General features: G+C 36.6%; 14 protein-coding genes. 11 read left to right on the forward strand and 3 right to left on the reverse strand.

The features are described from left to right. Window positions 1–211 precede the first annotated feature (211 nt). Together ACYVD3_RS23135 and ACYVD3_RS23140 are read right to left on the reverse strand one after the other, a co-directional pair. A complete protein-coding gene (locus ACYVD3_RS23135) occupies window positions 212–1,312 on the reverse strand; it encodes a cell wall-binding protein (protein ID WP_460644863.1) in 1,101 nt (366 codons plus the stop codon). 358 nt (window positions 1,313–1,670) lie between these two features. Further along, window positions 1,671–3,497 carry a sugar phosphate nucleotidyltransferase gene (locus tag ACYVD3_RS23140; protein ID WP_460644864.1) on the reverse strand — a complete coding sequence of 609 codons (1,827 nt, stop codon included), beginning with the start codon at window positions 3,495–3,497 and terminating at the stop codon, window positions 1,671–1,673. Window positions 3,498–4,286: 789 nt separating this feature from the next. On the opposite strand from ACYVD3_RS23140, the gene ACYVD3_RS23145 reads away from it, so the two are divergent. Both ACYVD3_RS23145 and ACYVD3_RS23150 read left to right on the forward strand, forming a co-directional pair. Next, window positions 4,287–5,996 (forward strand): cell wall-binding protein, encoded by a 1,710-nt coding sequence (locus tag ACYVD3_RS23145; protein WP_460644865.1) that lies wholly within the window; start codon window positions 4,287–4,289, stop codon window positions 5,994–5,996. Between the two features lie 237 nt (window positions 5,997–6,233). Continuing rightward, the gene (locus tag ACYVD3_RS23150) at window positions 6,234–7,808 is read left to right on the forward strand and encodes an O-antigen ligase family protein (protein WP_460644952.1); all 1,575 of its coding nucleotides are present in this window, start codon (window positions 6,234–6,236) and stop codon (window positions 7,806–7,808) included. Between the two features lie 701 nt (window positions 7,809–8,509). Here the strand turns inward: ACYVD3_RS23150 and ACYVD3_RS23155 are convergent. After that, window positions 8,510–8,884: a hypothetical protein gene (locus ACYVD3_RS23155; RefSeq protein ID WP_460644866.1), complete on the reverse strand. Its 375-nt coding sequence runs from the start codon at window positions 8,882–8,884 to the stop codon at window positions 8,510–8,512. A 1,482-nt stretch (window positions 8,885–10,366) separates the two neighbouring features. Between ACYVD3_RS23155 and ACYVD3_RS23160 the strand changes: the two genes are divergently transcribed. From ACYVD3_RS23160 to ACYVD3_RS23200, 9 genes are all read left to right on the forward strand, one after another. After that, window positions 10,367–11,740 carry a sugar transferase gene (locus tag ACYVD3_RS23160; protein ID WP_460644867.1) on the forward strand — a complete coding sequence of 458 codons (1,374 nt, stop codon included), beginning with the start codon at window positions 10,367–10,369 and terminating at the stop codon, window positions 11,738–11,740. A 31-nt stretch (window positions 11,741–11,771) separates the two neighbouring features. Further along, window positions 11,772–12,884 carry a glycosyltransferase gene (locus ACYVD3_RS23165; protein WP_460644868.1) on the forward strand — a complete coding sequence of 371 codons (1,113 nt, stop codon included), beginning with the start codon at window positions 11,772–11,774 and terminating at the stop codon, window positions 12,882–12,884. Beyond that, window positions 12,881–13,795: a glycosyltransferase family 2 protein gene (locus tag ACYVD3_RS23170; RefSeq protein WP_460644869.1), complete on the forward strand. Its 915-nt coding sequence runs from the start codon at window positions 12,881–12,883 to the stop codon at window positions 13,793–13,795. Before ACYVD3_RS23165 ends, ACYVD3_RS23170 begins: the two co-directional genes overlap by 4 nt. Window positions 13,796–13,922: 127 nt before the next feature. After that, a complete protein-coding gene (locus tag ACYVD3_RS23175; protein WP_460644870.1) occupies window positions 13,923–16,061 on the forward strand; it encodes a hypothetical protein in 2,139 nt (712 codons plus the stop codon). A gap of 33 nt (window positions 16,062–16,094) precedes the next feature. Continuing rightward, on the forward strand, window positions 16,095–18,113 hold the full coding sequence (locus ACYVD3_RS23180) for an HAD-IA family hydrolase (RefSeq protein WP_460644871.1): 2,019 nt from the start codon (window positions 16,095–16,097) through the stop codon (window positions 18,111–18,113). A gap of 69 nt (window positions 18,114–18,182) precedes the next feature. Continuing rightward, window positions 18,183–18,935 (forward strand): ABC transporter permease, encoded by a 753-nt coding sequence (locus ACYVD3_RS23185; protein WP_460644872.1) that lies wholly within the window; start codon window positions 18,183–18,185, stop codon window positions 18,933–18,935. A gap of 8 nt (window positions 18,936–18,943) precedes the next feature. After that, window positions 18,944–20,200 (forward strand): ABC transporter ATP-binding protein, encoded by a 1,257-nt coding sequence (locus ACYVD3_RS23190; protein ID WP_460644873.1) that lies wholly within the window; start codon window positions 18,944–18,946, stop codon window positions 20,198–20,200. 15 nt (window positions 20,201–20,215) lie between these two features. Continuing rightward, on the forward strand, window positions 20,216–21,109 hold the full coding sequence (locus ACYVD3_RS23195; protein ID WP_460644874.1) for a class I SAM-dependent methyltransferase: 894 nt from the start codon (window positions 20,216–20,218) through the stop codon (window positions 21,107–21,109). Window positions 21,110–21,142: 33 nt separating this feature from the next. Next, on the forward strand, window positions 21,143–24,223 hold the full coding sequence (locus tag ACYVD3_RS23200) for a glycosyltransferase (protein WP_460644875.1): 3,081 nt from the start codon (window positions 21,143–21,145) through the stop codon (window positions 24,221–24,223).

Raw genomic sequence — 24,223 nt, forward strand, 5'->3', positions numbered from 1 at the left:
GAAGGTTTCCCTGGTTATCCCGGCGGCAGGCAAACTTCTTTGCCTGGTCCCATTGCTCCAGTAACTAAGAAAAACACGCTTTGGGAGTTTTTTTAGTTGCCGGGGCATTCGCGAATATACAGGCATGTTTATTCGGCTCATTGCCCGCGCAAAATAAAGGGGTATCCGCGCCGAGGTGCAGATACCCACACAGATACTAAATCATATGAGATCAACCGGGGCCTGTCGTAAGCCCTGGTGATAGCTGATACCCGTTGTTTCCGGAAGGATTGGACGAACCGCCGGGAGTGTCGCTTGAGGAACTTCCCGGGGCTCCGCTTAAGGTATCGCCACCAGATGAAGATCCTCCCGGCCCGCTGGAGCCTGAGCTCCCTTGGGTGGTTCCGCCTGGGGCGGTGGATGTATCGGTTGATGTGCCTCCGGGACTGTTACTATTCGTTGTTCCCGAAGGTGAACCGGAAGAATTTCCCTGATAAGCTCCGTTGGAACCAAAGGTATAACTCTTTCCGTCAATGGTAAGGGTGGTGTTGACCGCCATCTTACCGGTAGAGGGATCAAGATAATAGTAAACGCCGGAAAGCTGTACCCAGCCGGTCATCATATGTCCGGAATCGTTAAAATAATACCAGGAGCCGTCAATCTGCTTCCAGCCGTGGGCCATCTTTCCGCTGCTGGTCTCCATGTAATACTTGTTGGTTCCGTCACTGAGCCATCCGGTCATCATCTTGCCTAACACGGATTTGGTATCTACATTGAGGTAATAGTAGGCGTTGTCAATCTGTTTCCAGCCGGTGACCATCTTGCCGTCAGAGCCGAAATAAAACCAGTCGCTTCCGATCTGTCCCCATCCAATGATACATTTTCCGTTTTCCTTGAAATAATACCAGCCGCCGTCCATTTCCCGCCATGCGGTGGACATGGAACCGTCGCCTTTCATATAATAGTAGTCATTGCCTATTTTTAGCCAGCCCTTTACAAGGACGCCTGTGTCATCCATGAGGTAATAATATTTTCCCCCATCCTGTATCCACTTGGTAGCCATGGCGCCGTTGGAATGAAAATAGTACCAGTTTCCGTTGATCTGTTTCCACCCTGTAGCCATATAGCCGGTGGAAAGGTCAAGAAAATAAAAGGTTCCGTCGGATGTTTTTACCCAGCCTTTATGAGCGGAACCGTCCTGGTCAAGATATTTCCACTGGGAACCATCGGCAACCCAGCCGGTAGCCCCCCAGGCCGTACCAGCCGGTATCAGGGCAGCGCTTCCTACAAGTCCTGCCATGAGCAGTGCTGTCATTTTTTTGCTGTATCGCATACCGTTCCTCCTCCTGTTCAAGCCATTCTATTCGTATATATTTTAGATCTGCAGTGCGGGTAATTAGTCGTAGTGTGGGTAACTAGTCGTAGTGCGGGCAACTAGTCGTAGTGCGGGCAACTAGTCGTAGTGCGGGCAACTAACCCGCAGTGTGAGCTCACAAAACCTGTGGTTTTGTGAGCTCACGGGCATTCGCCCGATGAAATAAGCCATGAAAGGATTTTCTTATGTGCAAGCACAACGAAAATCTTTCCCTGCCTTATTTCGCACTGCTCATTGCATTCGTGTACATTATAGCATAATACTTCCAGGAATACCTAAACATTTTATTACGATTTGCGGACAAATTCCAAAAATATCATATTTTGGAGATTTCAGAGCATTTTTTATAGTAGTTTTTTGCATAACGATACATAATTATGGTGTATTCGCCAAATTCATCTCCTAAGGCTGCCTTATATACCGCCCAAAGGCTCCACAGGAAGCCACCCAGGGCCATATAGGCATAAATGGTGAACCGCTCTTCCTCAGAAGGCTCCCGTTCCAGGTAGATTCTTATAAGGTCATCTGTCTGTTCTTCATCGTAATAGGAATAAATTGCACACATACTGATATCCACAAGGGGATCGCACATTCCGGAATATTCCCAGTCGATTAAGCGCACTTCACCGCCTGGCAGCATTAAAAAGTTGTCCACTACCGTATCAATATGGGAAAGGACCTTCTCATGACCCAGGCTGTCCAGCCGGTCTATAAGCTCTGTCATATGACTGCGGACAATGGCGTAATCATCAAAAAGGATGTCCCCATGAGCCTTACAAAGCTTTTCATAGAAATCGATCCGTTCACGGATATCAAAGGAATGGTCTGCCTTAAGCCCGGATTTGTGGAATTTCCGGACAACCGCCATGCAGCGCTCCATTTCTTCCCTGTTGGCAGGATCTGCATTGTGGGCGCCTTCATAAAATTCTGCAATTTTATATCCTGTTTCTCCGTTAAAGTAAATGACCTTTTCCGAGATATCCAGTCCGTTCAGGGCATCGTAAACGGCTTTTTCCTGTTGACGGTTAATGAGGAGTTCTGTTCCGGCTCCGGGGATGCGGCAGATATAATGGCGGTCTTTAATTTTAAAAAGGAAGGACTTGTTGGTCATGCCTGCTTTTAAGCAGCGAATTTCCGTGATTTCCGACTCCGGTACCTGGAATACGGTTGATACCAGTTCCATGGCTTCGTTATCGGAATGGTGCTGGTATTTTAAATCAAAACGGCGAAGCTCTTCCAGGTTCTCAAATTCATATACCTCGTCAGCCGGTCTCCGGTTGATGAACAGATCAATGTCCTGCTTTGTTTCCGGAATATGAGGAAGCCTTTTGGCCGCTTCTCCGGACAGCATTTCCATATAGACATTTTCCCAGTAAAACTGTTCTGTTCCGGGAAGAGTGTAATAATTCTCTATTACGGTTAAGAGCTGTTCTGAGAAGGATTTGGAGAAAAAAACCGGCCCATACATTACCCATTTGTCCTGCCCGCCTACGGATACATTTAAAATGCGTCCCTTCTTATTATAATCAAGACACCATTCAGAGGTTTCCCCATCCATGTATGACGCAGAGTACCATGCACCGCCTTCATAGGCATGGTACATGTTGTGGCGCATCCAGTTGTCGGAAGAAAGAACATACATATTTTTCCCCCGAAGGATCTCACGGGCGTGATAAATGGTGGTCAGGGTGTTTTTGTGGGAATATTCAGGATTATATAGAAGCTTCACCTGATATTTATCAATAAGATATTCAAATTTTTCTTTTAAATATCCGACTACAATGGTAATGTTTCTGATTCCTGCTTCGTGGAGCTGGCGGATCTGCCGCTCGATCATGCGCTCTCCAAACACCTCCAGAAGCCCTTTTGGGGTTTCAAAGGTTAAGGGAACGAAGCGGGAGCCAAAGCCGGCGGCGATGATGACAGCGCCGTCTACCTTATTTTCATTTAGAAGGGCTTGTCCATGGGGCAGCAGCTCGTAGGAGTCATTTTTGCTTCCAATTTTAATATAATTTTTTTCCATGCATTCCTTTATCAGGTTATTAACGGTTCCTAAGGAAACGCTAAGCTCTTTTGACAGATCTCTTTGTGTTACTGCCGGGTTTTCCAGAATGGAGCGGCAGATGATGACGTTACGATCCATAGTTGATTGACCTCCGTATAGGTTTTTAGTTGGTGGGAAGAGTGTTGGTATAGCTTGTTCAAATATGGTGGTTATTATAAATATATGAACATTATACCATTGGAATGGGAAATTGCAATAGGGATTGTGTATGGAAGATTGTATATGGAGGATTGCAGATAGAGGATTACATATGAAGGATTACATATGGAAGACTGAATATAGAAGATTATCAGGTGATTTTGATAGAAGATTGTGACAAAGGGTTTTGATAATAGATTTTGATAGTGGTTTGCAGGTGTGGCTTGGGAACAGGTCTTTGAAGATTGATTATGATATACGGTTTAATCTCATTATTAAAATATTATTTAACCCTGTTGTGAGTGAGGTTTATTATATGTAGAAAAAAGGGGGCGGTTCCTGATTGGGAAAAGTCTGTAGTTTCTGCGGTTGGGCCCGGTTCCTGATAGAGCTTATGAAGGAAATGCCCTATATTTAGTCTCGAAAAACAAAATTGTTCTAATAAAAAAACAATTTTGTTACAGAAAACAATTTTCGTAATGATTATGTAAGAAAATGAACAGAGAAATGTTATAGCATTTTCCTGAAAAATGTATTATACTATTCCATGTGATGGAGGAATTGATAGCTTCTGGAGGAAATGTAAATATTTTTTTGTTTTTGCAAAATATGCAAAAAAAGTAAAAAAGGTATTGATAATTTCCATTATAGGAAGTATAATTACCTCGTAATGCAATTAGGAATTTCGAAAAAAGTATTTCAAAAAGAAAAAAGGAGAGTGCATTAATTATGAGAAAGCAGACCAAATTAGTTGCTGTTTTATCTACAGCAGCACTGCTTGCATTAGGCGCTTCCATGTCCTCTTTCGCAGCAACTGGCTGGCAGGAAGAAAACGGTTCATGGGTGTACTATGACAAGAACGGCGACACAGTAACAGAGAAGTGGGAGAAATCAGGAGATAACTGGTTCTACCTTGATGAAGATGGCGAAATGGCTACCGATATTCTTGTTGAGTACAACGACAACTACTATTATGTAGATGAGAACGGTTCCATGGTAGCTAATAAGTGGGTTTCCATTGAGAACGATGACTATGATGGTGATGATGAGAATGAGCCTGTAAATCATTGGTACTATTTTGGTTCTAATGGTAAGGCATATAAGAGCTCCAGCACCAGCAACAGTGCTTCTTTCAAGACCGTCAATGGAAAAAAATACATCTTTGACGATGAAGCTAAGATGTTATATGGTTGGATTGATCAAGATGGCCAGAGATTAACTGATGATAACGCTTGGCGTGCAGATAACGGTGTATACTACCATGGTGATGAAAATGATGGTGCTCAGGCTACTGGTTGGACATTACTGCACATCAAAGATGACCAGTGGGAAAACACTGGTGATTTAGAAAAAGGCTATTCCAGTGACAACGCATTTGACGATGAAGAGCAGGATCGTTGGTTCTACTTCAAAAGCAATGGTAAGAAGATGTATGACAAAAAAGGCGAGACCATCAACGGTAAAAAGTACAGCTTTGATATAGATGGCCGTATGAACGCTGAGTGGGTTAACTGGGAGGCTACACAGACAACTGCTACAACTGCAAGTGCAGACAGAACAGCTACACAGTCACAGGGTGATCCAGTATATAGCAGTGGATTCAGATATTATGGAAGTCCAGAAGATGGCGCCAGAGTAACTAAGGGTTGGTTCCAGGTTGTTCCAGGCTCCTACTTAAATGAAGGGGACTATAATGACGATTCTGAAAATTGGTACTATGCTGATAAAGATGGCAAGCTGATTACAGGACAAATGAAGACTATCAACAGCAAGAAGTATGCTTTTGATGATCAGGGAGCTATGATTGATGGTTACAGATTTGTTTTATTAGCTTCTGATAATAAAACTATTCGTGAACTTGCAAAGAAAGATCATTCAACTAGACCATATGACACAACAGATGGATTTAAGGCTAATGCTTCTTATTGGGAGAACCTTGATTACAAATTCTACTACTTCGGTGATGATGGTGCTGTAAAGACTAATAAGCAGAGCATCACTCTTGATGGTGATACTCATACTTTCTTACTGAATAAGTCTGGAAGCTTTAAGGGTGCTGGTAAGACAGCTCTTGATAACAAGAAGTACTATCAGTCTGGTATGATGTTAGCAGCAGATAAAGATGATAAGTATGCTGTAATTGAAGCTAATATTGGTGCTGATGGGAAACTTATTTCTGCAACTCTTTTGACTACAGATCAATTTTTGGATGCAATGCCCGTTAATAGTGTTGTAACTAATGATAAATATTCTGAGGAATACGATTTATCAGCAGCAGCAGCAGATACTACAGCAACAGGTGTTGCAGGTATTGAGTACAGATTAGTTAATACTGCTGGTACTGTTCAGAAGAGCAAGAACAAAGCAAAAGACGGCAATGATCGTTGCTATGAAGTAAATGGTAGTGGTAACATTGTAAAAGTTTTCGTTGAAAACTAACGTATTGTTATGAATTAAAGAAAAGACCGGAAATTCTTAAGAATTTTCGGTCTTTTCTTCTTTATCAATATATGGTATAATCAGTGAATTAAAAAAATGTTTGCTTTAAACATGAATGAAAGTTGTGCTGCATTGTTTTTTATGACTTGCATGAAGAATCATTTGTTTACTTGTTGGGAATTTTATATTGCAAAATGCAAATAGTTATCCTCTAAATGGTGTTTAGGGTTGAAAGGAATGCTTATGCACGAAAATATATGCCGTGATTCGGAGAAAAAAAGTTTTCCATCAATTGTTCTTGGTATTTATGTGTTTCTGGTGGGAATAGGAGTTCCTTTGGTGGTCAGGGACCGTTATTTTGATATTCTTGTATTTAAATATTACTATTATTGCTTTTGCACGATTATAATGCTAGTAATATTGCTCGTGTATGCTTTGACAGTAGGAAGAGCGGATACAAAAATATATTTCAAAGAATTTAAAATAAAAAAGTTTTTTGAAAAATTTACTATTATGGATTTTGCTGCTATTATATATCTTCTGATTGCGATTGCGTCGACGGTGACATCTGACTATTTATATGAAGCACTTTGGGGTAATGAAGGGCGATTTACCGGTTTGTTTCTTATGATTTGGTATGTTGTCTCCTATTTTTGTGTAAGCAGACTTTGGAAGTTCAAAAGTTGGTATATTGATATGATTCTGGTAGCAGGACTATTTGTATGCTTGTTTGGGATTACCGATTATTTTAAATTAGATATTTTTCATTTTAAAATTGCCATGGTTCCAGAGCAAAGGTCAATATTTACATCAACAATAGGAAATATAAATACTTACACTGCATATGTGGGAATTTTAACTGCCATTGCAACGGTTTTGTTTGCGACAGATAGAAAATTTAAGAATATGTTATGGCATTATTTATGTATGGTGATCAGTTTTTTTGCTATTATTATGGGGGTTAGTGACAACGCATATCTTTCTTTAGGAGCCTTATTTGGTTTTTTGCCATTGTATTTGTTTAAAAACAAAAACGGAATTCAAAGATATGTCATTGTATTGGCTACATTTTTTTCTGTTATTCAATGTGTTGACTGGATTAATGGTTGCTTTGGAGAAAGCGTTCTGGGAATAGAAAGTGCTTTTGACGTAATAATAAGATTTCAAGGATTACCATATTTAGTAATGGGTCTATGGGGAATTGTTATTCTTTGGTATTTTAGTACCTATAAAAGAAAACATGAAGTCAAAGAATTTGGAAATTTGTTTAGATATCTTTGGATGGTATTTCTTTTTTTGATTACTTTAATTGCATTGTATGCTCTTTATGACTGTAACATAGCTGGCAATGTTAGTAGATATAGAGGTTTGAGCTCGTATCTTCTCTTTAATGATGATTGGGGAACGGCCAGGGGGTATATCTGGAGAAAAGCTATGGAATGTTATCAGAGTTTGTCTTTGTGGAAAAAAATTGTGGGATTTGGACCTGAAACTTTTGGTATTTTAGTAATGCGTAAAACCGCAAATAACCCATACAATCAATTGTTTGATAGTGCGCATAATGAATATCTTCATATGTTAACTACGGTTGGACTTGCGGGATTGACAGCTTATTTGATTTTTATATTTGGATATGTAAAGAGATGCCTTTATTATAGAGATAAAACGCCGTATATCGTAGCGATTATGTTTGGCATTATCTGTTATAGTGTTCAGGCCTTTGTAAACCTTAATCTTCCTATTGTTACACCGATATTTTGGCTTTTGTTAGGAATGGGTGGGGCAAGGTCAATAGAGAATATTTATGATTAGTTAATTATAGGCTTCAAATACTGATGAATGCTTTTTTTATTTCAGTATTTGGAGTTTTTTATTGATGGTTCTATTGTATGCTGCTTTCGAGTATGCTATATACGCCTTCACCTCACCGACCATTTTCCTGTGATGTACAATGAAGTATCTAGGTTCGGAACGATTTGATGTTGCGGATTCTATAGGAACTCCATTTTTATACTTTAATCTTGTTATTGAATTCCTATGTGGAATCATTGCTGGTGCAATATTTGAGAGCATTCAGGATTTCCTTTTTCAGGATTAGATAGATGAAAATACAAGCGTTTTACTACATTTTAAGTTGCCAGGTTAATAGAGTTATAAGTATTTTACTACAATTATGGAGGTTTCTTTTATGCGAGCAAAACGTCTTTCTCCTGATAGAACAGTTTCACTTAATTACCAAGTACCACCAGAGCGGATTATCGGATCATCAGTGGTGCGTGGAAAATGATATCAATCCAGACACCTTTTACAACTGAATCAGCAGACTTTGCAAGAAAACCTGTTATAAAATTTCTGCTTCAGCAGGACATAATACTTATGAACTCGCGCACGGGCAGGGTATCGGATACAGATGCACTGCTAAAATTAGTTCCGCTTGCATCTATCTGCTCGTAAACCTCTACACCACGAGCATCAATGCATATTTTTTGCCCTTAATGTTATTCTTGTAAGCTTTATGTAGTAGAATCTTTTTCTATTGGTATAAAATAGAACCAGTAGTCCATATCTTCGCCTTCTGCCTCGTCATGAACGTTGATTGACTGCCAGCAAGATATCATGGCTCTGTTATCCCAGTTACCTAGGTAGTAAACATCTTTATCAACAGTAGCCCGCTCATCTTCATCAATCAGCCAATCAGCTTGATCATTTACCCAGCCATGTAGCATTTTGCCATCCTCATTGAAAACATATCTCTTGCCAGCAATGGTTTTTAATTTTGTGGAGTTGTTATCGCCAGCTTTATAAGCCTTATTATTGAGCTGCATATAGTAGTTTTTGTGCTTTGCAAGATCATCATCGTTGTCCTGATCTTCGTTAACAATATTCATTCAGGCATTGGATACCATTGCACTGATGAATCTACATAATAAGTGTAGTCTTCGTTCTCGACCAGTTTGTCGATTGCGATGGCACCACTTTCTTCATAATCCAGCCAGAACCAATGGTTTTTGGATTTTTTAACTCATTTTCTACTCTGGAGCCGTCGTTGTTGTAATAGAGTCACTCTGCATCCTCCTCAATTCAGCCGGTAAATGCGAAAAAAAATAATAGAAGCACTGATGAGGAGTTGCTGTTGCAGAAGCAACTATAACTAACTTTGTCTGCTTTTCCGCAATTAATGAACTCTTCTTCTTTTATCTCTTCGAAAATCTTAAATTGCATTACGGAGTAATTATATTTTTAGTAAGGTAAACTATGGTGAGATAAGAAAAGGCTGGAAATAACGCCGAAATATGTTAATTTTAATAAAATATTAAAGGTTTTCCAATTCTTTTCCTCCCCCATAAGTTGCGTAATTGGTCGTTAAATGTTATACTGTATTGAGGTTTATTGTGAGAAATATAATGAATCAGCAATGGAAACGAAAAGGAAAACAGGTATATTAATACATATTGAGTTTTGCAGCTACAATGTTTGCTACTTCAGAAAGTTTGTATAATTAATCTGGTATTGTTGTTGTATGACGATTTCTTTTGAAAATTGTTATGAAATGCAGTGACAATGCGCATTTAGCCTTGAGAGCGCTGTTTGGATTTTTTTCTTTGTTTAAGAAACGGATTAGAGTTCTGAAATATTTGATTATGGTTGTTTTTTTCTACTGTAATTCAATATATTAGTTTCATCAACCGGAGATTTTCTGAAACAGTGATTGGATTAGCCAGTTTATTTAAGGTGATTGTAAATTTCAGCAAGTTATTTATTGCCGTAATTATGCTGTGGACCTTAGTGATAACTCTATATTGTTATGGCAGATATTTGGAGGAGAGTTAGACAACAAGCTGGTATATATTTGGCTTATAATTGTCATGATAGCATTTGCTGTAATCGAAGTAGTAATGTAAATGCAGCATGCCATGATTTGTTGAGGCATTATTTGGTGTTTAATGATAATTGGGATTCAATCCGGAAGATATCTGGAAGAAGGCTTTTGAATTGTATCGGGATTTTTCGCCAATGCATAAGCTGTTTGGGTATAGATCGGATATATTTGGTATTTTGATATCAGAAACTATTAAATATGGATGGTTAATGTTGTCGAGCGGATATTTGACAGTGCTGATAACCCAAATTTGCAGTACCTCATAACAATTATACTGATTGGATTGATTTCGTATATAATATTTTTGTTTGTGATAGGATATCGAGTGATAGCTTGGATGCGAAGAAATCTCTGTATTGTGGGATGCTTTTTATAATCCTTTGTTATGGAATATAGGTGTTGGTGAATCTGGGCCTATTGGTAGCAATACCGATTATATGGTCATTGCTGAGTGCTGGAATTGTGGCAATCAAATGTAAGGAAGAGACGAATGACAAGTAGAAATTTTGAGCAGTACAAGCGCATGGTGAAGTTCTTGAGTTCAGCAATTATTGTATTGTTAGAACTGACAATTTATTACTATGTGTGGATCAATTATTATAATAAAAATATGACAATTGCTTTCTGGAGACGAGGCAATTGGTTGATTCTTGGCGAATATATGATATTATTGCTTTCCCTACATCGAATTTATGGGGGATTGCGGGTTGGTATTTTTAAATACTGGAATCTAGTATATTCTCATATGCTTTCGTTAATCATAGTCAACGCCTTCTCTTATGTGCAGGTTGTGCTATTTGATAAGAAGATACACAATCCTACGGCATTGCTTGTTATGACTGGCGTAGATTGGTTGTTGGTTATGTTATGGGCATTGGCTTTTGTAAAGCTATACACGGTTATGTTCCCCAGAAGACGCCTTTTATTGGTACATGGTGAGAAGCCGATGTTTCATCTGATGGATCGTATTTACACCAGAGAAGATAAATATGAGATAGCGGAAAAAATATCAATAAAAGAGGGCGTTGAATTTGTGATGGAACAGGCTTATAAATATGATGGAGTCATAGTAGGAGATATTGCTGTGCGGGAGCGGAATCGGTTGCTCAAGCAGTGTTATGGACAGAATATCAGGACATATGCAGTGCCCAAAATCAGTGATATTCTGTTAAGGACATCTGATGAACTGAATATTTTTGATTCTCCGCTATATCTTTCTCGTAATTATGACGGGCTTACTTTGGATCAGATGTTTGTAAAACGATTGGAGGATATTATAGTATCTTCACTGTTTTTAATTATATCAAGCCCGTTTTTTTTGCTGATTGCTGCTATGATAAAACTCAGTGACCACGGTCCGGTGTTTTATACACAGGATAGACTGACAAAAGATGGGGAATGTTTTAAAATTTTGAAATTTCGTACCATGGTTGTGGATGCAGAAAAGGAAACCGGACCTGTCAAAGCGGGAGAGAGGGATCCGCGGGTTTTGCCTGTGGGACGTTTTCTCAGAGCGACACGTATGGACGAGCTCCCGCAGCTTATAAACATTTTAAAAGGTGATATGAGTATGGTTGGCCCAAGACCGGAAAGGCCAGAATTAGCTAGGATTATCACGAAAAATATACCGGAATTTGAGTATCGTTTGAAAGTAAAAGCCGGTTTGACCGGTTATGCACAGGTCTATGGCAGATACTGCACAACTAGCTATGATAAATTGAAATTAGATTTAACCTATATTCGGAATTATTCTATTATTATAGATTTTAAAATTATGCTCATGACACCTAAAGTACTTCTGATAAAAGAGTCTACAGAGGGATTTGAAGAAGGTAAATGGGAAGATCCGTCGCTTAAAGAATAATAAGTGATTATTGACAGAAAGGCGGGGAAGTATGATCCGTGTATTACACTTTGTTTCTACTCCTGCAATTTGGAGTGGGGTAATGAGCGTTATTATGAATTATTACCGCCATATGGATCGGACGTTGATTCAATTTGATTTTCTGTGTTTTCTCCGTTGCGAAAATAGTTATGATGATGAGATTGAATCATATGGTGGACATATTTACTACGTGAAGAAGCCGGGAAGTTCCATAGCAGCTATGAGGGAACTGGAGACCTTTTTTAAAGAAAATGAGGGGAGGTATCAGTGGCTTCATAATCACGAGGTGTATCTTAGTTTTTACCTTGGGCGGTTGGCTGGACGATATGGTTTAGGACATTTCGCAATTCATAGTCATGCGACCCGTTATTCAGATAAATGGCTGAATGCAATACGGAATCAGATATTATGTTATCCTATACTATTTATGAAATGTAATAGGATTGCATGTTCGAAAGCGGCAGGAGGGGTTTTATTTGGCGAAAAGATGGTGCGGCAGAACAAGGTGTTTATCCTTTATAATGCAATTGATTGCAGAAAATACCGATATAATCGAGAAAAGAGGGAGGAATTAAGATGCTGCCTGGGCGTGCAGGATAAACTTGTAATTGGCCATGTGGGTAGGTTTGAAAAGCAAAAAAATCATGAGTTTTTGATTGAAAGCTTCAATAAGTTAAAAAAACAATGTCCTGAGAGTGTTTTGATACTCATTGGAAGTGGAAGTTTAAAAGCAATAATGGAGCAGAAAGTGAAGGCTGCTGGTTTGGAGGATACCGTGTTTTTTCTAGGGCAGCAAAGTAATAATCAGGATTGGTATCAGGTAATGGATTTATTTTGGCTGCCATCAGTCTATGAGGGACTTCCCATGGCTGCAGTGGAGGCGCAGGCCAGTGGTTTGCCGTGCTTTTTTGCTGAAACGATTACTCAAGAAGTGGAGTTGTTGGATACCACGAGGCGTTTATCTTTGAAAGAAGGTCCGGAATTTTGGGCAGCAGAGGCATGCAAGCAGCAAAATACTATAAAACGTGATGATGCATGGCGCATAGTTGAAAATGCAGGGTTCGGAATAGAGAGTGCAAGTGTCGCGCTTCAGCGATATTACATGAATGAAGGAGCAAGATGAGCTTACAGATTTTCTTATCATCTTATAATGGTGAAAAGTATATACGCATTCAGTTAGATAGTCTTTTAGCACAGACCTATCAAGATTTTAAGGTTTTAATCCGTGATGATGGTTCGTTGGATAAGACCCGGGAGATTTTGGAAGAGTATGCTCAACGGGATTTTCGTATTTCTTGGTATGGTCTGGAAAATCGAGGTGTGGTAGAAAGTTTCTTTGACTTGATGAAACGTGCGGATTTAACTTGTGATTATTTTGCTTTTGCCGATCAGGATGATGAATGGCTTCCAGAAAAGTTAGAGAAGGCTGTCGAGGTGCTGCAGGCGATTGGTTCTGCAGAACCAGTTCTGTATTGCAGTGATAAGATTATTGTGGATGAGGAATTAAGACCGTTGGACGTCCGGGTGACGAGAGATATTAGGAAACCTTCTTTTGGAAACGCACTGGTGCAGGGAATTTGTACGGGGTGTACGGCTGTCTGGAATCGGAATCTCATGGAGGTTCTTAGGGGGCATATGCCGATCCGAATAGGAAACGTTGTTATGCATGACTGGTGGTTGTATATGGCGGCGAGTTGCCTGGGAGCTGTTTATTATGATGAACATGCATATATTCGTTACCGACAGCATCAGCACAATAAAATAGGGGCAATGATAACGAAAAGGCAATTGCTTTTTTATCGTTTAAAACAGCTTAATAAGCCGCGTGGGGAAATTTACCGGCAGGTTAAGGAGTTTGTTGCGGCGTTTGGCAGAGAGATGTCGGAAGAAAATATGAGATTGGCTACAGAACTTTTGAAAGCAGAAAAGAACATTTTTTTGAGGTTGAAAGTTGTTAAAAACAAAGAACTTTTTCGACATAAAGCTTATGACGATTTGGTGTTTCGGATAATAGTATTGTTTGGTAAGTTGTAGGAATGCTATGATGGTTGATGCCAGAAAAAATAAAGTGTAAAAAGTAAGATTTATGTAGCTTTTAGGGTGATTTGTTTTTGTTGGAAGATGTATTGCTTAGTGGACGTAAGTTTATTGGAGGGTAGCCGTGGATAAAGAAGATTTCGAAAAGATGACACCGACTGAAAGAGAGTTTTATAATAAAATTTTAGGTGAATTATCAGAGTTAAAAGAGGCTTTTAATATTGCTGATTTTGAGGATAACATAGATTATGAGGAAGCCTATTTGTATTATAAAACAAAATATGAAGCGATTAGGGATGCAACTTTTTGGAGAATGACACGTCCTTTACGAAAGCTGGTGGACTATTATCAGTGGAGGCGCACTGGTGTCAGAATTGTAGCGGATCCTGCGGGGGATGAAAAGAATAATATAAATGAAAAATCCTTTTCTTTTAATAAGGATTATAAGCACTTAGAACAATATTTTAAATATAATAAAAAAAGTTTAACTGATTTATTACAGAAACAATATGATGTTATTACCTTTGATGTTTTTGACACTATGATAAGCAGATTGATTTATGAGCCAGATGATGTATTTCATTTTATGGAACGTAAAATTCAAAGTACCTATCATAAAAGAGTGGATTATTTGTCTATTAGAAAAAAAGCCGAAGTAATTGCTTGGGAAGAGAAGGGAGATGCTTGCAATATACATCATATTTATAATAAATTACCAGAGGTATCTGATTTTACCAGAGAAGATGCTGAAGCATTAAAGCAGATGGAGATAGATTTGGAGTATGAATTATGTATTCCAAGACGAGATGTACTTGATATATTTAATCACTTGATAACGGTAGGTAAAAAGATCATATTGATAAGTGATATGTATCTTCCGGGGGTGATTATTGATAAAATGCTGAAAAAATGTGGTTATCAAGGATATGAAGAACTGTGGGTTTCTTGTGACAAAGGCAGACGGAAGGATAAAGGTACCATGTGGGAAGAATTTTTGGAACGTTTTGGCCAGTATCCAACGATACATATTGGTGATAATCCTCATTCCGATGGTCAGATGCTTGAAAATTGTGGAAGAGAGTATGTGTTACTTTTATCCTCTATGGAAGCATTTCGTTCCTCGATACAGTATAATAAGCTAGGTGGATTTTCCAGTACTACAGTAGAAAACTCCCTAGTATTAGGATACCTGATAAATCAATGTCTTTATAATTCACCGTTTTCACTAACTAGGGATGGTATCAGCAAAGTAAGCACAATTGAGGGTATGTCTTCTGGTATATTAGCTCCTATTATAGTGAAATTTATTGAATATCTTCAGGCGACCAGCTGCTCTGATACCGAGTTTTTATTCTTGTCTCGGGAAGGATTTTTTTTGGAAAAAGTGTATGAGAAATATTGCCATGCATTCCATAAGCCTGAACGCAAGCATACTTACTTCCTTACCTCCCGAAGAGCAACATCTGTGGCTCAGATAGAAAGTTATGAAGACTTAAAGGAGCTTTTTCAGACAAAATACTCAGGTAAGCTTTCCGCATTGTTAAAGGAACGAGTTGGATTGGAAAATGTAAGTGTGAAGAAATCTTTAGATGTGACTCTTCCGGATGACATGAGTAAAGTTATGAGGATACTTTTAGATTATATTCCTGAAATTTTAAATAACGCAAATCAAGAAAAGGAAATGTATTTAAGGTATATCCGGCAGACAATCGGGGAAGATGTAAATTGGGACAGGATTACTTTGGTTGATGTTGGGTACTCTGGAACAATACAGTATTATCTGATGAAAATACTGAAAAAGCGGTTAAATGGTTGTTACATGATTTCAAGATATACTATGAAGCCTGAAAGGTTAGATGGGACATATCGTAGTTTATATAATTATAAGAGGTTTTTTAAAAGTACACAACTTTTTTTGGAAGCGGTAACTGCTGCTCCACATGGCCAGGTTGTGAAATTTTATGAGGAGCAAGGAAAGATAAAAGCTCAACTAAAGCAGGAAGAAAAAAACTATAATAAAAAAATAGAAGAAATTCAGGAATGCATATATAGTTATGTTGAGACGATGGGCAATCTTCTAAAAGACATAAAGCCAAGGTTTGACAAAGAACTTGCGGAATGCATTTTCAGCGAAATACTCCGCGAAGGATTATTGGATAGTAGTTTGCAAGGAGTATTTTCGGTTGATGATGGTTATTGTATGGATGGGAATTGGGTTTTTGATGAGAGTAGGCATGAGTGGGTTTTAAGAAGAGATGAATAGTAATATGATTTATTTAGAAGAAGGAGCATTTACGTGAATAGGCTGATTAGTAATTTAAAGCATAAGATAAAATATCACTTGATTTCAAATAATGATTATATCAGAGCAAGATATTTGCGGTATTATGCAGAAAATCCTAATATAAGTCTGAGTTCCAAATTAAAAAGATTAAAAACACTTATTTTATTAAACCTTGAATATAGGTGCAATGAAAAAGATATTTTGGAAAGTAGCGGAATATTGCCTTGCGAAAAGTTAGTAGATAAGCTGGCTCAATATGACTATGTTTCATTTGATGTTTTTGATACTCTCATTCTAAGAATTGTTGAACAGCCAATAGATGTTTTCTCTTTTATTGAAGCACGATATCAATTTCCTCATTTTTGTGATTTGAGAGTTAAGGCTGAAAAAAAGGCAAGATTGATTTCAAAAACTGGCGAAGTAAATCTTAGAGATATTTATCAAGTTCTTGCAAAGGGCACAGATATTCATATCGAAACATGGATGAGACGTGAAATTGAAGCTGAATTATTGGTATGTCGAGCCAATCCGTATTTTTCTAAAGTAGTAGAAGCGCTGAAGAAAAGAAATAAAAAGATGATTGTTGTCAGTGATATGTATTTAGGAAAACCAATCATAGAAAGGCTTTTAAGTGCATGTGGATATAGTGTATTTGAAGAAATATTTATTTCAAATACATATGGTTTGGCAAAAGGGAATGGGAAATTATATGATATTATAAATGAATATGTTGCTGGGCATAGTATTATCCATATTGGAGATAATTTGGAATCGGATTTTGTTAATGCTAGAAAAGCAGGGATTGAATCATGGCACTATCCAAATGTAAATGAACCTTATGGAGTGAGAAACCTCCCTTTTGAAATGAGTCGATTAACGGGAAGTATTACAAAGGGTCTCCTTAATGCGTACTTAAGAAATGGTATTTATAATTATGATAAATATTTTGAGTTTGGTATGGTTAATGGAGGTTTATTGGCTTGTGGTTATTGTGAATATCTCAATAAAGTAGTTGAAGAGCAAAAGGTTGATAAGATTTTGTTCTTGGCAAGAGATGGTTATATTGTGAAACAAGTGTATGATTTGTGTTATAAACAATGTGAAACGGATTATATACTTTTTTCTAGATTTTGTTCAGAACAAATTTTATTTGAGAAATATACAGAAGATTATATTAATCATAATATTTGTTATAGATACGATTTGAAAAACAAAGTAACAGTAGAGCAGCTAATGAAAGAAATTGATTTAGAATTTTTGCTGAACAAGCTAAACCTATTTGGATTGAAAGGTTCAGATATTCTGACTAGAGAAAATGGCGATGCGGTCATTGAACTTATTTACGAACAAAAAAATAATATTATCAAATACTTTAATAGCACTCAAGAAAATATGTATGCGTATCTGAAACCCGTAATTGAAGAGTGTTCGTGCATTTTAGCTGTTGACTTGGGGTGGTTCGGAACGGGAGGATTAGCATTAAAGTATTTATTAGAGGATAAGTATAATTTGAATATTCGAGTATTGAGTGCTTTGGTTGGAACTAGGGAAGATACCTCGTTGGAGGGGAGAATCGCAACCCAGACACTGTTTCCCTATGCATATTCGCCTGTACATAACCTCCACATACTGCATTGGCATGTCCGTCATCAGCAAAATGTTCATAATTTATTGATTGAGCTTATGTTTAGTGCTCCTCATCCTAGCTTTTTGAAGTTTGAGTTCAATGAAGAAAATGAAATAAAACCTCTTTTTGGTTGTGACGAAAAGGAAAATTATGATATAATAAACAGCATGCACGAAGGTATTATGACCTTTGCAAAAATATACACAGTGCTGGATACTTCTATCAAGAAAATGCTGCAGATAAGCGGTGGGGATGCATATGCAGCATTTATGTATACGGCTGATAATCATGAGTTGTGTTTTGAATTATTTAAGAATTATAAAATAAGTCAATTATCAGGCATCTTTGGAGACAAGTTTATTATGACACTGGGAGACATTATGAGAGAGGATCGTTATATTTAGTATGATGACAGGTATTAAGAAATGATAGAAACTTTAAGGACAATATCAAAAATATTCCACCAGAGGAGGTTGATAGTTAAACTTGCAAAAAATGATTTTAAGGCAAAGTATTCAAATTCCTTTTTAGGAGCTACTTGGGCATTTGTACAACCTATGGTAACCATTTTGGTGTTCTGGTTTGTGTTTCAAAAAGGATTTAAATCTCCTCCTATTCGGAATGTACCTTATATTTTATGGTTTATCGCTGGATACATTCCTTGGATATATTTTTCAGATGTACTAAGTTCATCTGCAAATAGTATGTTGGAATATAGTTATTTAGTTAAAAAAGTGAAATTTGATGTGGAGATTATCCCTAGTGTAAAACTTTTTTCGTCTTGTTTTGTACATGTTTTTTTTGTGCTTTTTATATTCTTAGCTTATATGATTCAAGGGGTAAAAGTTCATATTTCTACTGTACAGGTTCTGTATTATTCAGGGACACTTACTGTCTTTTGCTGGGGACTTAGTATGCTGGTATCATCTATAACCGTATTGTTTAAAGACTTTTCTCAGATTATTAATGTGATTTTGCAGGTGGGATTCTGGGCGACTCCGATATCTTGGAACCCTGACACGATGGAAGGCTGGGTGGTTAATGTTTTGAAATTGAATCCGCTATATTATATTGTATCGGGATATCGAGGCTGCTTTATTGAACAAGATGTTTTTTTTGCTCATCCAGTGCAGACAGCATACTTTTGGACACTCACTGTGATTGTATGTATTACAGGGGTGAAGATGTTTCATGCGTTAAGACCACACTTTGCAGATGAATTATAGGAGTTGATATGAAAGCAATTGAGATAGATAATATTAGTAAGTCATATGCACTTTACAAAAATAGAAAAGATAAGTTGAAAGAAGCAATTTTACAAGGGAAAAAGAAATATCATAAGGACTTTTACGCATTGAATAATGTCTCTTTTACAATTGAACAGGGAGAGTGTGTAGGAATTATTGGTTTGAATGGTTCTGGGAAATCAACATTATTAAAGATAATTACTGGAGTTATTACCCCGAGTTCTGGAGACGTTGCAGTGGATGGTAAGATTTCAGCACTTTTAGAATTAGGGGCTGGTTTTAATCCAGAGTATACTGGACTAGAAAATATTTACTTAAATTCTACTTTAATGGGATATTCGGATGAAGAAACGAAAAAGAGAATCCCAAGTATTCTGGAGTTTGCAGACATAGGTGATTTTATAAACCAACCTGTAAAAACATATTCATCGGGTATGTTTGTAAGACTGGCGTTCTCTATTGCGATAAATATTGAACCGGAGATTTTAATTATTGATGAGGCTTTGAGTGTGGGAGATGTATTCTTTCAACAAAAGTGTTACCAGAAAATACGAGAATTAACAGGAAGAGCAACAGTATTAATAGTGTCTCATGATATGAATGCAATGACTAAATTTTGCCGAAGAGTTTTGGTTATGAATCATGGTAGCTTGGTATTTGATGGTGAACCCCAGGAGGCGGTAACGAGATACTTTAAGATAAAACAGGGTGAATACAAGAAAATTGACAATGAGGAAAAACAGAAATCGTTGTCAAGCATTGATTTCTCTAGGTATAGGATACCGGATCAGTCCCAATATAGTGGAAATATGAATGTAATTATTGAAAAATATTATTATGATTTTAATGGGTATTCCGATGCTGAGGTTTGTGAAGAAAATGATTCTCTTCATGTCTCCATGCTTGTAGAATCGAAAATTGATATAGAAAATCTGATTGTAGGTTATCAAGTGAGAGATAAGTATGGAAATGAAGTTTTTGGACAAACTAATTTAACATCTAATGTAGAACAATTTCTCTTGCATAAAGGGCAAAGCTTGATTGATTTTGATATTCTATGGCCAGAAGTGCGCGAAGGGGATTACTTCATTACGTTAGGAATTGGGAATGGGACTGATGTCTTAAATCAGATAGAAGAATGCTGGCTTAATAATGCCATTCATATAATGGCAACCACTTATGGGAAAACTATTTTTGGTACTTTTAATAGAGATATGGATTCTTTTGTTGTAACACAATTGTAGAAAGGATTTAAATACATGGAATGGAAATATTATAATCCGGTTTTTGAATGTGATATGTATAATAGAGATATGCTTAAATACTCCCCATGGTCGGGACACCGTAATTTTGTATATGATTTAATTGTAAATTTAGAACCGGAGATAGTCGTAGAACTAGGAAGTTTTTATGGCTGCTCTTCTTTTGCAATAGGACAAGCGATAAAAGATTATACGCTGAAAACTATACTTTCAGGTATAGATATTTGGGAGACATTAGATGATTTCACGAAAGAAGATTACCATGAAGATGTTTATTCAGCTTTTGTAAATGTGAGAGATAAATGTTATTCATCTGATTATATACAAATGTTAAAAATGTCATTTGAAGAAGCAAGAAAAAAATTTGGAAAAAAAACAATAGATATACTTCATATTGATGGTTCACATTATTATGAGGATGTTAAAAATGATTTTGAAAGCTGGAAAAGTGCTTTGAAGGATGATGCCATTGTATTATTTCACGATATCGGAGAAGATATTATAAATGGTGATCTAATGGGTTCACATATATATTGGAAAGAATTGAAGAAGCAGTACGATACAACTTTTGAATTTGAATTTAGCTGTGGATTAGGTGTATTGTGTATGTCGAAACAAACATTTAAACGGTTAGATGGTATGGATGTAAATATTTATCAAAAAAAATGTAATTTAAATGATACAATTTTAAAAGATAATTTAAGAAAGTTCTCGTTTCAATTACATGATGCTAAATATAATATTGACGATTTGAAAAGACAGCTTGAAATTAAGGATGAGCATATGGTTAGATATCAAGAACAGATTGCAAGGGTGCAAAGAGATTATGAAAAGACGATTACCGAAAAGGATGCTTATATTAAAGAATTAGAAGAAAAAATAAATACTTAAAAATAGGTAAAAAATTGTCTGGGGAGGATGAAAATGCAACCAATTATATCAATAATAATCCCGGTATATGGTACAGAAAGGTATTTGTCAAGATGCATTAGCAGTGTTCTGAATCAAAATTATGAGAATTTAGAAATTATAATTGTCAATGATTGTTCTCCAGGTGAGGCTGAATCAATCATTAAGGGTTTTCAGAAGAAGGATAATAGAATTAAATATATTAAACATGAAGTAAATAGAGGGCTATTTCAAGCTAGGGTAACTGGAAGTAAGGAAGCTTCAGGAGACTATATTGCATTTCTTGATAGTGATGATTATATATCATTTGATTTTTATTATGCCTTAATATCTGCAGCTAGGCGTGAAGCTGCAGATATTGTTATAGGTAGAACCGTGTGGGAAAAAGAGGATGGTTTTCGTTGGATAAATCATTTTCATGAATGTAGCTTGAATTTTGCTAGTTTAGAAGGAGAAGATATTAGAAATACTTATTTTGGACAACAGGGAAGATGCTATTCTTGGCACACCGTCTGGAATAAATTATATGCAAAATCCCTATGGGATAAAGCATTTCCGTATTATTTAAATATAACAAATCATGTTATTATGACAGAAGATATTGCATTTTCATCGGTTTTATTTTATTTTTCCCAAAAAATTGTTAAAGTTAATAATTCCTGCTGTTTTTATTGTGAAAATGAAGGTGCTTCAACAAATTCCAAAAACATGTCATTTGACAGATTTCAAAAAAATATGAATGATATCATTACAGTTTTTGATTTTGTTAAAGAGTTTTTGGTTAGCCAAAAAGCAAGCCGGAAAATGATGAAGGATTATAATGAGTTCCGTAAATTTTATGCTAAAATGTGGCTTAGATTGGTAGAATGTGATCTTTCGGAGAAATACAGAAAAAAGTCATTAGAGTATATAGAAAGATTATATCCAGATTTGTCTGATAGAATACAGCCTGAAGACCACTTTTTTGATTCTGTGCAATTTAGATGGCATGAAGGTTTTGATGTGGCTAAAAAGATGATTGCAGATCCGGATATAGAGTACGTAAGCTTTGATATTTTTGATACTCTCATTACTAGGCCATTATATAAGCCTGAACAAGTTTTTGAATTGCTTAATGAAAAATTTTCCAAATTAGTTGGAACCAATGTTTTGTTTTCCAAGATTCGTGTGGATGCAGAGGGTATTACACGAAGGAGATTTGGTGAAAAATTTCCGGAATATCAGGATATAACAATTGATGAGATATATTTGGAAATGGGGAAAATATATGGCTTGCCTGATGCGATAATACAAGACATGAAGAACGCCGAGATTACTTTGGAAATAAAGTTATCAAAAGTACGCTCATCTGCAAAAGAACTTTTTGAACTTGCAAAAGGACTAGGCAAAAAGGTTATTATTGTTTCAGATATGTATCTGACCGAAACTGTTATTAAAGAGATTTTAGAAAAAAATGAATATTACGGATATGATCATTTGTATTTATCTTCAAAAGAGCGGTTAACCAAATATACTGGAGATTTGTTTAAATATGTTTTAAGTGATCTATCGGTTTCTGGAAAAAAAGTTATTCATATTGGTGATACTTGGAAGAATGATTTTATAAAGCCAGGGGAACTGGGAATAAAAACATATTTTTTTCCTAAGACAAAAGAAGTTTTTGAGAACATAATTCAAGGAGAGACGACTAATCGTTGTTCTTCTCTTGCGCAAATGGCATCAGGTGCTATTATTAACTGTGATGAATATCGTAATTCTTTAGGCTATGGAGCTATGATTGCTACAGTTGCCAATAAATACTTCGATAATCCTTATCGAAGTTTTAATGAACAAAGTGATTTAAATGCAGATCCTTATTTCATTGGATATTATCCCGTGGGGATGCACTTGTACGGGTTTTCTAAATGGTTAATTGAAAAGAGTATTGAGTTGGGGTATAAAAAACTATATTTCTTGTCAAGAGATGGATATTTACCAATGCTCGTATACAATATATTGGCTCGCAAATATGAAGATGCACCTGAGGCAGAGTATATTTATTCCTCGCGCAAAGCGGTTATGCCTTTTATGATTAAGGATAAATTTGATTTATTTAATTTACCTGTGGAAGTACTTAATCATTCTGCTGCGACATTAAAGGAATTGTTAGGCTTTTGTATGCTTCCAGTAACTGATGAAGAATATCAAAAGAAATTGGAAAAATACAAAATAGATGTGAAACATAGATTTACAGATAAGGAAGAATATAATAAGTTTATCAAAGTGTTTCAGCAAGAATTTTATAATGAGGAACAGCATTTCAAAAGTAAGGAAGTGTGTTCTGAATATTACTCTATTATTGAAGCAGATTCGGCAACTGTTGATATGGGGTACAGTGGTAGAATTCAAAGTGCAATCTCTGTTGCAGTTGGAAGAGGAGTAGATGCATTCTTTATACATTCTGACAAGAGTCAGTATCATAGAGAAAGTAGAAAGCAAAATTATAGGATTCATTGCTTTTATGACTTTGAACCGTACATGTCAGGAGTGATACGGGAACATATTTTTTCCAGCTATGAACCATCTTGTATTGGGTTTGAAAAAATAGCAGATGGGAAAGTCTTGCCTGTGTTTGAAGAAATGGAGAAAAATATTGCAGATAAGTTTGTTGTACAGCAAATTCATCAAGGAGCGTTAGAGTTTGTAGAGAATTTTATTGCTCAATTTGAAGAAGAACTATCCTCACTTCCAATAAAACCAGTGGAAGTTTCATTTCCATATGAGGGATTCCTGCGTTTTGCTAATGAAGCCGATTTACAAATATTCAGCAGTTCATTTTTTGAAGATGAGGTTTGGGGAGGGACTAATAAGATTAATATTGCATGGTTTATCGAAGAGCAGCACAACGAATACAATATTCATAACTACTTACCAATGATGCCACCAGTAGCTATTCAACATGATATCTTGCATGGAAAAAGTAAGTTTGTCAAGGGTTTGGTATACCTTTTTACAGATAGGAGAAAGTATGTAGAAAAGCTTAGTATATCATTAAAAAGGTATCCGAAATGTTATTCTTTTGTGAAACGAATGTATAGAGTTATGAGGAGGCATTGA

Source organism: Lacrimispora brassicae (assembly GCF_054772055.1).